This window comes from Amycolatopsis sp. Hca4 (assembly GCF_013364075.1).
Classification (GTDB): Bacteria; Actinomycetota; Actinomycetes; order Mycobacteriales; family Pseudonocardiaceae; genus Amycolatopsis.
In genome coordinates this window covers 8,933,273-8,946,879 of record NZ_CP054925.1, presented here as the reverse complement: position 1 = coordinate 8,946,879, position 13,607 = coordinate 8,933,273, and the positions used below count along the sequence as shown (strand labels likewise).

The 13,607-nt window shown below is 71.6% G+C and carries 13 protein-coding genes; 6 read left to right on the top strand and 7 right to left on the bottom strand.

Annotation, left to right across the window (positions count from 1 at the left end; all coding sequences use genetic code 11):
- Positions 1–3: 3 nt before the first annotated feature.
- Together HUT10_RS40785 and HUT10_RS40780 are read right to left on the bottom strand one after the other, a co-directional pair.
- A complete protein-coding gene (locus HUT10_RS40785) occupies positions 4–339 on the bottom strand; it encodes a DUF3099 domain-containing protein (RefSeq protein WP_176178273.1) in 336 nt (111 codons plus the stop codon).
- Positions 340–356: 17 nt separating this feature from the next.
- Positions 357–1,622 (bottom strand): amidohydrolase, encoded by a 1,266-nt coding sequence (locus tag HUT10_RS40780; protein ID WP_176176071.1) that lies wholly within the window; start codon positions 1,620–1,622, stop codon positions 357–359.
- Between the two features lie 28 nt (positions 1,623–1,650).
- Between HUT10_RS40780 and HUT10_RS40775 the strand changes: the two genes are divergently transcribed.
- From HUT10_RS40775 to HUT10_RS40760, 4 genes are all read left to right on the top strand, one after another.
- On the top strand, positions 1,651–3,153 hold the full coding sequence (locus HUT10_RS40775; RefSeq protein WP_176176070.1) for a methyltransferase: 1,503 nt from the start codon (positions 1,651–1,653) through the stop codon (positions 3,151–3,153).
- Positions 3,150–3,575, top strand: coding sequence for a D-aminoacyl-tRNA deacylase (gene dtd, locus HUT10_RS40770; protein ID WP_176176069.1), 426 nt, complete (start codon positions 3,150–3,152; stop codon positions 3,573–3,575). Before HUT10_RS40775 ends, dtd begins: the two co-directional genes overlap by 4 nt.
- A 288-nt stretch (positions 3,576–3,863) precedes the next feature.
- On the top strand, positions 3,864–4,895 hold the full coding sequence (locus HUT10_RS40765) for a sigma-70 family RNA polymerase sigma factor (protein ID WP_254897244.1): 1,032 nt from the start codon (positions 3,864–3,866) through the stop codon (positions 4,893–4,895).
- 757 nt (positions 4,896–5,652) lie between these two features.
- Complete coding sequence (locus HUT10_RS40760) at positions 5,653–7,311, top strand: fumarate hydratase (RefSeq protein ID WP_176176068.1); 1,659 nt, start codon at positions 5,653–5,655, stop codon at positions 7,309–7,311.
- Between the two features lie 54 nt (positions 7,312–7,365).
- Here HUT10_RS40760 and HUT10_RS40755 read toward each other — a convergent pair whose 3' ends face one another.
- The 4 genes from HUT10_RS40755 to HUT10_RS40740 all read right to left on the bottom strand — a co-directional run bounded on the left by HUT10_RS40755 (position 7,366) and on the right by HUT10_RS40740 (position 10,231).
- Positions 7,366–8,034, bottom strand: coding sequence for a hypothetical protein (locus tag HUT10_RS40755; protein WP_176176067.1), 669 nt, complete (start codon positions 8,032–8,034; stop codon positions 7,366–7,368).
- 187 nt (positions 8,035–8,221) lie between these two features.
- A complete protein-coding gene (locus tag HUT10_RS40750) occupies positions 8,222–8,719 on the bottom strand; it encodes a hypothetical protein (protein WP_176178271.1) in 498 nt (165 codons plus the stop codon).
- Between the two features lie 176 nt (positions 8,720–8,895).
- Positions 8,896–9,396, bottom strand: a complete 501-nt coding sequence (locus tag HUT10_RS40745) for a hypothetical protein (protein ID WP_176176066.1) — start codon at positions 9,394–9,396, stop codon at positions 8,896–8,898.
- Positions 9,397–9,448: 52 nt separating this feature from the next.
- On the bottom strand, positions 9,449–10,231 hold the full coding sequence (locus HUT10_RS40740) for a GntR family transcriptional regulator (protein ID WP_176176065.1): 783 nt from the start codon (positions 10,229–10,231) through the stop codon (positions 9,449–9,451).
- A gap of 80 nt (positions 10,232–10,311) precedes the next feature.
- On the opposite strand from HUT10_RS40740, the gene HUT10_RS40735 reads away from it, so the two are divergent.
- Both HUT10_RS40735 and HUT10_RS40730 read left to right on the top strand, forming a co-directional pair.
- The gene (locus HUT10_RS40735; RefSeq protein ID WP_176176064.1) at positions 10,312–11,529 is read left to right on the top strand and encodes an APC family permease; all 1,218 of its coding nucleotides are present in this window, start codon (positions 10,312–10,314) and stop codon (positions 11,527–11,529) included.
- Positions 11,530–11,654: 125 nt separating this feature from the next.
- Complete coding sequence (locus HUT10_RS40730; protein ID WP_176176063.1) at positions 11,655–12,455, top strand: trypsin-like serine protease; 801 nt, start codon at positions 11,655–11,657, stop codon at positions 12,453–12,455.
- Positions 12,456–12,493: 38 nt separating this feature from the next.
- On the opposite strand, the gene HUT10_RS40725 is transcribed toward HUT10_RS40730, so the two are convergent.
- Positions 12,494–13,594 carry a nitronate monooxygenase family protein gene (locus tag HUT10_RS40725; RefSeq protein ID WP_176176062.1) on the bottom strand — a complete coding sequence of 367 codons (1,101 nt, stop codon included), beginning with the start codon at positions 13,592–13,594 and terminating at the stop codon, positions 12,494–12,496.
- Between the last annotated feature and the right edge of the window lie 13 nt (positions 13,595–13,607).

The following is a 13,607-nucleotide window of genomic DNA, read 5'->3' as shown; positions in this document are numbered from 1 at the left end:
TGCTCAGCCGTCGATCACGCGGTGGGTGGTGCCCTCGATCGCCTTCGGCTCGTGCTCGTACCGCGAGATCTTCTCGGTCTTGCGGGGCGGGCGGTCGTTGGCGATCAGCACCGCCACCCACGGCAACGGCACGGAGATCGCGAGGAACCCCAGCGCCAGCCACCAGGTGTGGTAGGTCAGCCCGGCGAGGATCAGGCACGGGATCCGGCAGGCCATCATGATCACGTACTTGCGCTTGCGGGCGGCGAACTGCTCTTCGTACGACGGGGCCGCCCCGGTGATCAGCACCGGGTCCGAGTCCTTGGCGGGCGTGGTCACTGCACCACCTCCACCGTCCATCGTCCCACTTGCGCGGTTCATCCGACACCTGGGTGGGACAACCGGCTCACCGCGGCGGCGACGAGGGTTTCGATGCCGGTGCGCAGGGTCGGGTGCAGCACCGGGGCGAACCGCGGCGAGTGGTTGGACGGGATGTCGCGCTCGAACCGGCCCTCGGTCATCGCCGTGATGACCGTCTGCGGGTCGTAGCCGCCGACCAGCCAGAACACCGACGGCACGCCCGCCGCCCGGCCGAACTCGCTGAAGTCCTCACTGCCGGTGACCAGCGGGGCAGGCAGCACGACGTCGGCACCGAACCGCGCGCGGAACACCTCGGTGAGCGCCTCGTTGGCGGCTTCGTCGTTCTCGGTGATCGGGTAGGAACCGGACCGCTCGATGTCCGGCGGCTTCGGCGCGCCGGCGGTGGCGGCCTCGCCGTTGACGATCCGCTCGACCGCGGCCAGCACCCGCTCGCGGACGGCCTGGTCGAAGGACCGGACGTTGACCTCCAGCACGGCGTCGTCGGCGATCACGTTGCTCGCCGTGCCCACGTGCAGCGACCCCACGGTGACCACGGCCGAGTCGGTGGCGGCGATCTCGCGCGAGACGATCGTCTGCAGCTTGAGCACCACGGACGCGGCCAGCACGGCCGGGTCGACGGTGGTCTCCGGGCGCGAGCCGTGCCCGCCGCGGCCGTGCAGGGTGACGCGCAGCGTGTCGGTGGCGGCCATGATCACGCCGGGCCGGGTGAGCACCCAGCCTGCCGGGCCGGGGACCAGGTGCTGCCCGAACACGACGTCGGGCTTGCCCGCGATGTCGAACAGGCCGTCGCGGACCATGGCCGACGCGCCGCCCGCGCTCTCCTCCCCCGGCTGGAACACCACCAGCAGCGTGCCGGACCACGTGTCACGGCCCTTGGCCAGCAGGGCGGCGGCGCCGGAGAGCCAGGTGGCGTGCATGTCGTGCCCGCAGGCGTGCATGACCGGGACGTCCTTGCCGTGCTCGTCGGTGCCGCGGGCGGTGCTGGCGTAGGACAGCCCGGTCTTCTCCTCGACCGGCAGCGCGTCGATGTCGGCCCGCAGCAGCACCGTCGGCCCGTCGCCGTTGCGCAGCACGCCCAGCACGCCGGTGCCGGCGATGCCGGTGTGCACTTCGTAGCCGTCGTCCTCCAGCCGCCGGGCCAGCTCGGCCGCCGTCCGGTGCTCGGCGAAGGACAGCTCCGGGTGCCGGTGGAAGTCGATGTACAGCGCTTCGAGCTCGGGCAGCGCCGCGTCGAGCGGGGCGAGGACGCGTTCAAGGGTCACGGGGGCCATCGTGGCAGCATTACCCACCGTGAGCACGCGAAGCGTACTGCCCGACCTGTCCGACGACGTCTGCGCGCGGCTGCGCGAGGCCTTCCGGCGCACCTCCTACGACGCCGACGGCGTGGTGGCGGCCCTCGGCGGGGCCGCGCACGCGGCGCTGGGCCGCGGCGAGCCGGTTCCGGCCGAACGCGCGAGCCGGGACGCCGGCGACCTCGGCACGCTGATCCGGCTGTTCCTGCTGGGCGCCACCGAGCCGGAGACCGCCGTCAAGGCCGCCCTCGCGCCGCTGGCCCCCGAGGACGCCGTCACCGCGGGGGTGCTGGCGCCGGCCGCGGACGGCTACCGCGCCGCGCTCGACATCCGGCCGCACGGCGACGAGGAAGGCTCCTGGTGGGTCGTCTCCGACCTCGACGCCGACCTGCTCGGCCACACCGTGCCCGAGGACCACGTGCTCGGCGTCGGCCACGCGTCGCTGTCGCTGATCCGCGCGACGAGCCGCCGCCCGGTCGGCACCCTGCTCGACCTGGGCACCGGCAACGGCGTGCAGGCGCTGCACGCGACCCGGCACGCCGGGCGCGTCACCGCCACCGACGTCTCGGAGCGGGCGCTGGCCCTGGCCGCCGCGACCTTCCGGCTGAACGAGCTGGACGTCGAACTGCTGCGGGGCGAGTGGTTCGCGCCGGTCGCGCGGCGGAAGTTCGACCAGGTCGTCTGCAATCCCCCGTTCGTGGTCGGCCCGGCCCGCGTGGACTACACCTACCGGGACTCCGGGCTGGCCGGCGACGACGCGAGCGCGCTGGTCGTGCGGCAGCTGCCGGGCTTCCTGAACGACGGCGGCACCGGTCACCTGCTCGCGTCCTGGCTGCACACCTCCCGCGAAGACTGGGCCGACCGGGTGAGCCGCTGGCTGCCCGCCGAGACCGACGCCTGGTTCGTGCAGCGGGACGTCGCCGACCCGGCGCTCTACGTCGGGACGTGGCTGCGGGACGCGGGCCTCGACCCGCGGTCGGCCGAGGGCCGGGCGAAGGCGGCGGCGTGGCTCGACTGGTTCGCCGCGAACGACGTCCGGGGCATCGGCTTCGGCTTCGTCACGCTGCGGCGGGCGGCCGGGCGGACGCCGACCGTGGTGTGCGAGGACCTGCGGCAGGCCTACGACGACCCGCTGGGCCCGGAAGCGGCCGGGTGGCTGGACCGGGTGGACTGGCTGCGCGAGTCGGGTGATTCCTTGCTCGATGTCCGTTTTGTGGTGCCGGAAACGGTTTTGCTGGAAAGCGTCGACGAACCCGGCGACGAAGGCTGGGAGACGACCGTCCGGCGGTTGCACCGCACCGACGGGCCAGGCTGGCAGCACGAGGTCGACGAACTGGCCATGCGGCTGCTCGCGGGCTGCCGCGGCGCGCTGCCGCTGGAGGACCTGATCGAGCTCCTCGCGGCCGCGCAGGGCCTGTCTTCGGAGGAGCTGGCGGCCGCGGCGCTGCCCGTCGTCCGGGAGCTCGTGCGGCACGGGATGCTCGTCCCGGCGGACCGGTGAGGGCGGTCGTCGCCCGCGTCACGCGGGCGGACGTGACGGTCGACGGCGAGGTCGTCGGCGCGATCGACGAGCCGGGTTTGCTTGTGCTGCTGGGAATCCACGTCGGCGACGACGCCGCCAAAGCCGCCACGATGGCCCGCAAACTGCACGAACTGCGGGTGCTGCGCGACGAGGAATCATGCGCCACGGCGAATGCGCCACTGCTCGTGGTGAGCCAGTTCACCCTCTACGGCGACACGAAGAAAGGGCGGCGGCCGTCGTGGACGCAGGCGGCCCGGCCGGAGGTCGCCGAGCCGTTGGTGGCGTCCGTCGTTGCCGAGCTGCGCGGCCGCGGCGCCACCGTGGCGACCGGGCGTTTCGGGGCGATGATGGCGGTCTCGAGCGTCAACGACGGTCCGTTCACGGTTCTGGTAGAGGTCTAGACCACTCCGTCCCGGTTCGGTTTCCCACCGGATTCATATGGAATTCTCAGGTTCGCCGGTCACGGAACGTTCTCAGGAAAAGCTCAGCCTTGATTCAGCAACCGGATCGCTCCCGCAGCCGTCTTCTCCTATGACGAGCCGGGAACGTTTTGGGAACCCGGAGCGTTGTGTCAGATGTCCAGCCAAGCCGGCCGGACCGGCGAACCGGGATCCACAGGCCCCGGTCCGCGGGTACGCACCCGGTGGACGACCGCAGCAGCACGTTCAGCCCGTGACCGGGGAGGCAGAATGTCAGTCCAGACTCTCGAACGCGAGTCTCGCGGGATTCGCGAGCGCATCCCGGCTCAGACGACCGAGGAGCCGTCGCTGGGCGTGGGGGCGCTCACCGACGCCGACCTCGACGCCCAGAGCCCCGCCGCCGACCTCGTCCGCGTCTACCTCAACGGCATCGGCAAGACGGCCCTGCTGTCCGCGGCCGACGAGGTCGAGCTGGCCAAGCGCATCGAGGCCGGCGTGTTCGCCCAGCACATGCTGGACACCGCCGAGGACCTCACGGCCAAGCGCCGCACCGAGCTGGCCGCCCTGGTGCGCGACGGTCACGTGGCCAAGAACCACCTGCTGGAGGCGAACCTCCGCCTGGTCGTCTCGCTGGCCAAGCGCTACACCGGCCGGGGGATGCCGCTGCTCGACCTGATCCAGGAGGGGAACCTGGGTCTGATCCGCGCGGTGGAGAAGTTCGACTACTCCAAGGGGTTCAAGTTCTCGACGTACGCCACCTGGTGGATCCGGCAGGCCATCACCCGGGGCATGGCCGACCAGGGCCGCACCATCCGGCTCCCGGTCCACCTGGTGGAACAGGTGAACAAGCTGGCCCGCATCAAGCGGGACCTGCACCAGCAGCTGGGCCGCGACGCCACGCACGAGGAGCTGGCGGCCGAGTCGGGCATCCCGGCGCACAAGATCTCGGACCTGCTCGACCACTCGCGTGACCCGGTAAGCCTGGACATGCCGGTCGGCACCGAGGAGGACGCCCCGCTGGGCGACTTCATCGAGGACTCCGAGGCGACGGACGCGGAGAGCGCCGTGATCTCGGGCCTGCTGCAGGACGACCTGCGCCGCGTGCTGGCGACGCTGGACGACCGCGAGCAGCACGTGATCCGCCTGCGCTACGGCCTCGACGACGGCCAGCCGCGCACGCTCGACCAGATCGGCAAGCACTTCGGGCTGTCCCGCGAGCGCGTCCGCCAGATCGAGCGCGAGGTCATGTCGAAGCTCCGCCAGGGCGAGCGAGCCGACCGGCTCCGCGCGTACGCCAGCTGACCGCTTCCCGGAACGGGCGGGTGCCATGGGCACCCGCCCTTTTTCGTGCGCGCAAGCCGATGACCAGCCACGCAACCGAGCGCGAAAATTTTCCACGAAAACCGCGTTTCACCGTTCACGAACGCGGGTAGCAACCCTCCGCCAGCACCCGTTCGGCGGCGTTGACTTATGACCTGCGTCACGCCAGCCTCGTCAGAGGCGGCCACGGAGCGACCGTGCTCGGCCCGCAGGCCTCGCAACCGGGTGTGCACGCACCCGGGAGCTTTCCCCGGGAGGTCGGGTCCGTCGGGGTGGACCCGGCCTCCCGACCAGCTTCCGCCCCAGCCCATCGCCACGCGTACCCAGACGGACGACTCGCGTACCCAGACGGACGACCGGCGTACCTGGACGGACGACTCGCGTACCCAGACGGACGACTCGCGTACCGAAGGGTCGGCGCGCGTGTGCCCGCAGGGCACGCGCGTTTCCCAAGACCGAACCGGCAGGGACGACCGAACGGAACCACAAGCCAGACCTCCCCCAACCCCGATCCGAAGCCACAACACGGCCGGCGGTGCCGGGTCAAGGCATCTTTCCCGCCTTGACGCGGTACTGCCGGCCGTAGTCACAATCGGGCTTCGGGGTTGTGGAACCGCACAGAGTCACAGCGGAACGAGCAACCGCGTGGGGTGGCCCACAGTGACCGGGTGCTCATATCCGGTACAAGCCCACCCTGCGTAGGGTGGACCGATCCCGGAGCTGGCAAAGGAGCCTGGCAGTGCCGTCCACCACGTTTCAGCACACCGAAGTCCTCCCGCTGGGCAAGGACACCACCACCGAATACCGGTTGGTCACCGACGAAGGCGTCGAAACCGTCGAAGCCGCCGGGCGCACCTTCCTGAAGATCGCCCCGGAAGCGCTCACCACCCTGGCGCGCACCGCCATCACCGACATCCAGCACTTGTTGCGCACGTCACACCTGCAGCAGCTGCGGGCGATCGTCGACGACCCCGAAGCCTCCGGGAACGACCGGTTCGTCGCCATGGACCTGCTGCGCAACGCGGCCATCTCGGCCGGCGGTGTGCTCCCCATGTGCCAGGACACCGGGACCGCGATCGTCATCGGCAAGCGCGGCGAAGGCGTCCTCACCGGCGGTGACGACGAGCGTGCCCTCTCGCGGGGCATCTTCGACGCCTACCAGCAGCTGAACCTGCGGTACTCGCAGATGGCGCCCGTCACCTTCTGGGACGAGCGCAACACCGGCACCAACCTGCCGGCGCAGATCGAGCTCTACCACAAAGACGGGCAAGACGACCCGGCCTACGAATTCCTCTTCATGGCCAAGGGCGGCGGCAGCGCCAACAAGACGTTCCTCTACCAGGAAACGAAGGCCGTCCTGAACCCGAAGCGGCTCGCGCGGTTCCTCGACGAGAAGCTGCGCAGCCTCGGCACCGCGGCCTGCCCGCCGTACCACCTGGCGATCGTCGTCGGCGGCATGTCGGCGGAGTTCAACCTGAAGGTCGCGAAGCTCGCCTCCGCGCGCTACCTCGACAACCTCCCGGGCGAGGGCTCCGAGCTGGGCCACGCCTTCCGGGACCGGGATCTCGAGCAGCAGGTGCTGGAGATGACCCGCCAGTTCGGCATCGGCGCCCAGTTCGGCGGCAAGTACTTCTGCCACGACGTCCGCGTCATCCGGCTGCCCCGCCACGGCGCGAGCTGCCCGGTCGGCGTGGCCGTGAGCTGCTCCGCCGACCGCCAGGCCAAGGCGAAGATCACCGCCGACGGCGTGTTCATCGAGCAGCTGGAGCGCGACCCGGCCCGCTTCCTGCCCGACGTCACCGAGGAAGACCTCTCCGACGACGTCGTGAGCGTCGACCTCAACCGGCCGATGGCCGAGATCCGCGCGCAGCTGTCGCAGCTGCCGGTCAAGACGCGGCTTTCGCTCACCGGGCCGCTGGTCGTCGCCCGGGACATCGCGCACGCGAAGATCGCCGAGCGGCTCGACGCCGGCGAGGAGATGCCGGACTACCTGAAGAACCACCCGGTCTACTACGCCGGCCCGGCGAAGACGCCCGAGGGCTACGCGTCCGGCTCGTTCGGCCCGACCACGGCCGGGCGGATGGACTCCTACGTCGAGCAGTTCCAGGCCGCCGGCGGCTCGCTCGTCATGCTGGCCAAGGGGAACCGGTCGAAGCAGGTGACGAACGCCTGCCAGGCGCACGGCGGGTTCTACCTCGGCTCGATCGGCGGCCCGGCGGCGCGGCTCGCGCAGGACTGCATCAAGAAGGTCGACGTCCTCGAGTACGCCGAGCTGGGCATGGAAGCCGTGTGGAAGATCGAGGTCGAGGACTTCCCGGCGTTCATCGTCATCGACGACAAGGGCAACGACTTCTTCGCCAGCACCGGCGACCCGGTGCTGCAGATCAGCTTCCGCTAGCGCACGGAAAAGGGGGACACCGGCCCGCCGCCGGTGTCCCCCTTTTTCCTTCGCTCAGCCGACGCGCTCGATCCGCGCGCGCCGGATGAGGAACTTGCCGGGCTCCCGCACCTGTTCGAAGGCCGCGTTGTTGAGCAGCGTGCAGCTGCCCGACACCGACGTCACCTCGACGGTCGTGCTCTTGGAGTTGTCCAGGTTCGTGACCTTCAGCTTGGTCCCGGCCGGGAACTGGTTGCTGGACGCGGCCGGTGCGCCGCCCTCGCCGGAGAGCGTCACGGTCGAACCCGGGCAGACCACCTGACCCACCGCGCCACCGGCGGCCGGTTGTTGCTCCTGCTTCTTCTGCTGGCCGGGCGCCTGGGCCTTACCCGGCGCGTTGCCGGAATTCCCGGGCGCCGCAGCCGCTTGACCGTTGTTCGGCGCGACGTTCGCCGTGCAGCCCGCAACTTGCCGCCGCTGCTGGATCAGGTCCACGACCGCCTGCCGGTTGGCGATCCGCGCGGCCGACTGCGCGTCGGGGTTCGCCTGCTGGCCCGCGATGAAGTTCAGGTTGTTCTGCAGGGCGGTGTCGAGGCCACCGCAGTTCTCCTTGGGCGCTTCGGCCGCGTTGCCCGCGGGACTGCTCAACGCGATGGCGGTCGCGGTGACACCGGCGACGCCCAGCAACGCGGCCAATCCGACGGTCGCCTGCTTGCGGTGCCGGCCACTGCTCAACCGGGGCATGGGGCCCCTCCTCTCTGATCGCCACCTCACCCCGGGACACGGCTCCGGGCGCGGTGGTGGTTCAGCGGAAGGGCTGACAATTTTCGACATCTTCGACGAACCGGACCACGGCTGCCCACTGGTCCGGACCACGATCGTCCACTGCGGACAGCACGCGGCCCCGGGGCGTTCCCGGGGCCGCGATCCGTTACTTGGGCGGCGTGGTCTTCAGCACCACCGTGCGCTGGTCGAGCGGCGCGGCCAGGCTGACCGAGATGACCGGGTACCGGATGTCCATCGTGCACATCTGGTTGGTCTGGGCCTTCGTCTCGCTCAGGTTGACCACGACGTGGTCGCCCGCCTGCTCGGTCGCTTCGCCGAGCGCGTGCCCGCAGCCGCCCTCCTGGGCGCGGATGTTCAGCACGGTGCCGCCGTTGGCGGTCCACACCTCGCGCGGGAAGCCGGCGGGCAACGCGGTCGCGTCGATCTGCTTCGCCGGGACCTGGGTGCTGCCCTCGGGAACGGTCAGCCGCGGCTTGCCGGGCGGATTGGGCTCGGCCGGCGCCGGCAGCACGGACTCACTCGGCGAGCCGCTCGGCGCGGCCGGTGTCGTCACGGTGCGGGCGGGTGCCTCGGACTGGCTGCCGGACATGCTCGGGCCGGCGCAGGCCGTCACCATCAGCAGGAGCGCGCCTGTCCCGACCACCTTCGCTGAGTACCTCATGCCCGGAAGACGGAACGAAGGGCGCGCGGGGTTGCACCGACCGGGCTCGAACGTGGTCCCCGACGCAGCCGGCCGACACTGCCCCGAACAGGTCCGGACATGGTCTGGGAGGGCCGCCCCGGGCATCCCGGGCCGACCCTCCCAGCGTCTTCAGCGGTTCAGCCCTGGCGGAGCACGACCGTGCGGCTGCCGAGCGGCTCGGCGAGCGCCAACGGGACCGTGATCTCCTTGAGGTAGTCCGGGCACATCTGGCCCTTCGGCGCCGAGGCCACGGCGACCAGCACGACCACGTGCTGCGCCGTCTGCTCACCGACCCGCGCCGAGACGCGGCGGCAGCCACCCTCCTCGGCCTGCAGGATCAGGGTCTTGCCGTCCAGGCTGCGGGTCAGGCTGCGCGGGTAGCCCTCGGGCAGCGCGCGGGCGTCGACCTGGGTCTCGGCGATGACGTCGTCCCCGGGCGCGATGCCCTGCGTCGGCCGCCCGACCGTCTGTGACGGCGGCGGGCCGGGCGTGGGTGTTCCCGGCACCGCCGTCGCCGATGTCACCGACATCGTGGACGAAACGGACTCCGGACCGCTCCCCGCCGGGGCGCCGGCGCCGGAATTCGCCGCGCAGGCCGTCGCCGTGAGCAGCAGCAAGCCCGCGCCCAGCAGTTTCACCGTCGTACGCATACTCCCCAGACGGAGTGAACGCCCGCCGGGTTGCATCGGCTCACCGATGGGCGGCGCGGCCGAGGCGGGTGGTGAAGCTGAGCCGGTCGCCCCGGTAGAGCGAGCGCACCCGCTGGAACGGCACCCCGTCCGGACCCCACGAGACGCGGTGGGTGAGCAGCATCGGCAGCGCCGGGTTCGTCCCGATCAGCAGCGCCTCGCGCGGGGTGGCCAGCACCGTCTCGACCCGCTCCTCCGCGCCGTCGAACACCGCGCCGAGCTGCTCGGTCAGGCACGCGTACAGCGACTGCTCCGGGTCGAAGACGTCGAGGAGGTCCGGGAACCGGGCAGCCAGGAGATATGTCGACTCCAGCCCGACGCGCTCCTCCTCCGCCAGCAGCACCCGCTCGAGGTGGAACACCTCGGCGTCCGAGGTCACCTGCAGGTCGGCGGCCAATGCGCTGCCCGCCGGGCGGCGCTCCAGGGTGATCACCGTGCGGCCCGGCCGGACGCCCTGGCGCCGCAGCCCCTCCGTGTAGCTCACCAGGGCCAGCGGCTGGACGAGCTTGGGACCGGCGATGTAGGTGCCGCTCCCCTGGCGGCGGCTGAGCCGCCCCTCGAGCACCAGTTCCCCGACCGCCTGCCGTACGGTCGCCCTCGACACTTCGAACCGTTCGCACAATTCCCGTTCGGTGGGCAGCACCGCGCCTTCGCCGAGTTCCGCGATCACCGCCAGCAGTTCGACCTTGACCGCGTAGTAACGCGGGACACGGCCGTGTTCGGGAATCCCGTCGAGGACGGGACCGTCGGCGGACAGGCGGGAATGGCGCGAAGGGGCGGGCACGGAATCGACCCTATTCGGTTTCCGGCACGCTGTGGTTCGCTGTGGCACGAACCACGGCCGCCACTTGGAGGATCACCCGGATGCCCCCGACTTCCCTCGACCGCAGGCTCGGCCTGGCCGACGCCGTTTTCCTGGGCCTGGGCTCGATGATCGGCGCCGGGGTGTTCGCCGCGTTCGCCCCGGCGGCGCGCGCGGCGGGGGCCGGATTGCTCATCGCGTTGGTCCTTGCGGCCGTCGTCGCCTACTGCAATGCGATGTCCTCGGCGCGGTTGGCCGCGATTCACCCCGAATCCGGGGGAACTTACGTTTACGGCCGGGAAAGGCTCGGTGAATTCTGGGGCTACCTGGCCGGGTGGGGATTCGTCGCCGGGAAGACGGCCAGCTGCGCCGCGATGACGCTGACCGTCGTCGCCTACGCCGCACCCGGCCTCGGGCAGCCGTGGCGGAGCCTGCTCGCCGTCGCGGTGGTCGCCGCGCTCACCGGCGTCAACTACTTCGGCGTGCACCGGTCGGCGCTCGCCACCCGGGTGATCGTGTCGTGCACCCTGCTCGTGCTCCTGGTCTCGGCCGTGGCGATGGCCGCCGGGCCGTCCGCGGGCGGCCCGCTCGTCGCCTGGCCGGGTGGCGGCGGCGTGCTCGAAGCGGCCGGGCTGCTCTTCTTCGCCTTCGCCGGGTACGCGCGGCTCGCCACCCTCGGCGAAGAGGTCCGCGACCCGGCCCGCACCATCCCCCGGGCCGTCCCGCTCGCCCTCGGCATCACCCTCGTGGTCTACGCCGCACTGGCGGTGCTGCTGCTCGTCCGGCTGGGCCCGGCCACGCTCGCCGCGAGCCCGGACCCGATCGCCGCGGCCGTCCCGGGGTGGCTGGCACCGGTCGTGCGGGTGGGTGCGGCGATCGCCGCGCTCGGCTCGCTGCTCGCGCTCATCCTCGGCGTCTCGCGCACGACGCTGGCGATGAGCCGCGACGGCCACCTCCCCCGCTTCCTCGCCGCGGTGCACCCGCGCTACCGGGTGCCGCACCGGGCCGAGCTCGCCGTCGGGCTCGTCGTCGCCGTCCTCGCCGCGACGCTCGATCTCCGCGCGGCGATCGGCTTCTCGTCCTTCGCCGTGCTGACCTACTACGCGATCGCCAACGCCGCGGCGTTCACGCTGAGCGGGAAGGCCCGGCCGGTCGCCGTGCTGGGCCTGGCCGGGTGCGTGGTGCTCGCCTTCAGCCTGCCGCTGCCGTCGGTGCTCGCCGGGGTCGGCGTCCTGGTGCTGGGCGCTTCGGCCTACGGCGTTCGTCGGATCCGCCGGTGAGAAATCACCCAACCGCCCGAAACATCCGAAGAAAGTCGGTTGTCCCGATCGGCGCGCACCTGGTGTAGTCGTGGGGCCACCGTCGGCACCGGCTTCCACTGTGGACACTGGAAGGACTGATCCCCTTGGCTCCCAAGCGCTGGTTCACCCTGCTCAGAAACGCCACCACCGCACTGGCCGCGGTCGCCGCGGCCGCGTCGTTCGCCACCCCGGCGATCGCCGCCCAGCCGCCGTCCACCGACGTCGTCGGCGGGACCCGGGCCGCCCAGGGCGAGTTCCCGTTCATGGTGCGGCTGTCGATGGGCTGCGGCGGCGCCCTCTACACCAACCAGATCGTGCTGACCGCCGCCCACTGCGTCAGCCGGACGGGCTCGAACACCTCGATCACCGCGACGGTGGGCGTGGTCGACCTGCAGAGCACGAGCGCCAAGAAGGTCAAGTCGACCTACGTCTACCAGTCCCCCACCTACGGCACCTCGACCGGCGGTGACTGGGCGCTGATCAAGCTGGCCAGCCCGGTGAGCGGGCTCTCGACGCTGCCGATCGCGACCACGTCGACGTACAACACCGGCACGTTCACGGTGGCCGGCTGGGGCGCGGCGACCGAGGGCGGCTCCCAGCAGCGGTACCTGCTCAAGGCGTCGGTCCCGTTCGTGGCCGACTCCACCTGCGCCGCGCAGGGCGGCAGCTACCCCGACCTCATCCCGAGCGCGGAGATCTGCGCGGGCAACCTGACCTCCGGCGGCGTCGACACCTGCCAGGGCGACTCCGGCGGCCCGATGTTCCGCCGCGACGCCAACAACGCCTGGATCCAGGTCGGCATCACCAGCTGGGGTGACGGCTGCGCCCGTCCGCACGCCCCCGGCGTCTACACCGAGGTGAGCACCTTCGCGTCGAAGATCGCCGCGGCCGCCGCCACGCTGTAACCGCTTCCACGAAGGGGGCCCGCCGCGGCGGGCCCCCTTCAGCGCGTCTTGTCCAATCGGGACAGTGCTTCTTCGTAACCGGACACGAGTTCGGCGACGACCTCGGCGACCGGGCGGACCGCGTTCATCCGGCCGACGATCTGCCCGACCGGCATCGACACCAGGCCGGGGTCGTTCGTCGCGTGGATCCGGTTGTGGGCCGGGGAAACCAGCAGGTTCTGCAGCGGCATCGGCAACGGCTCGGGCGCGTCGGCCGCGGCCCACGCCTCGGTCCAGCGGGTCTTGAGCAGCCGGGCCGGCTTGCCGGTGTAGATCCGCGTCCGCACGGTGTCGGACGACGACGCCGCGACGAGCGCCTGCTGGATCGCCCCCGACGTCGCCATGGTCTGCAGGTACTCCTCGGTGGTCAGCCACGTCGAGCCCATCCAGACGCCGGACGCGCCGAGCGCGAGCGCCGCGGCCACCTGGCGCCCGGTGCCGATCCCGCCCGCGGCGAGCACCGGCACGTCGACCGCGTCGACAATCTCCGGCACCAGCACCATGGACGCGATTTCACCGGTGTGGCCGCCGGCTTCGTAGCCCTGCGCCACCACGAAGTCGACGCCGTTTTCGACGTGCCGCACCGCGTGCTCGGCCTTCCCGGCCAATGCCGCCACCGGGACGCCCCGGTCGTGGCACTGGCCGATGACGTCCGGCGGCGGCGAGCCGAGCGCGTTGGCGATCAGCTTGATCGGGTGGTTCAGCGCGACCTCGACGTGCGAGCGGGCGACCGAGTGCAGCCAGCCGAGCACCCCCGCGCGCTCGTCGGTGTCGTCCGGCAGCGGCGGGACCGAAAGCTCCTTCAGGACGCGGTCGACGAACGCGCGGTGCCCGTCCGGGATGAGCTTCGCCAGATCGACCTGGGTGCCCTCGGCCGGCACCTTCGCCGGCATGACGATGTCGACGCCGTACGGCTTCCCGCCGGTGTTCTCGTCCATCCAGGTGAGCACCCGGTCGAGCTCGGCGGCGTCGTTGAACCGCACGCAGCCGAGCACGCCGAGCCCGCCGGCGCGGCTGAGCGCCGCGGCGACGTGCTCGGACGGGGTGAACCCGACGATCGGCAGGTCGATGCCGAGCCGGTCGCACAGGGGTGTCCGCACGTGTTCGTCCTCC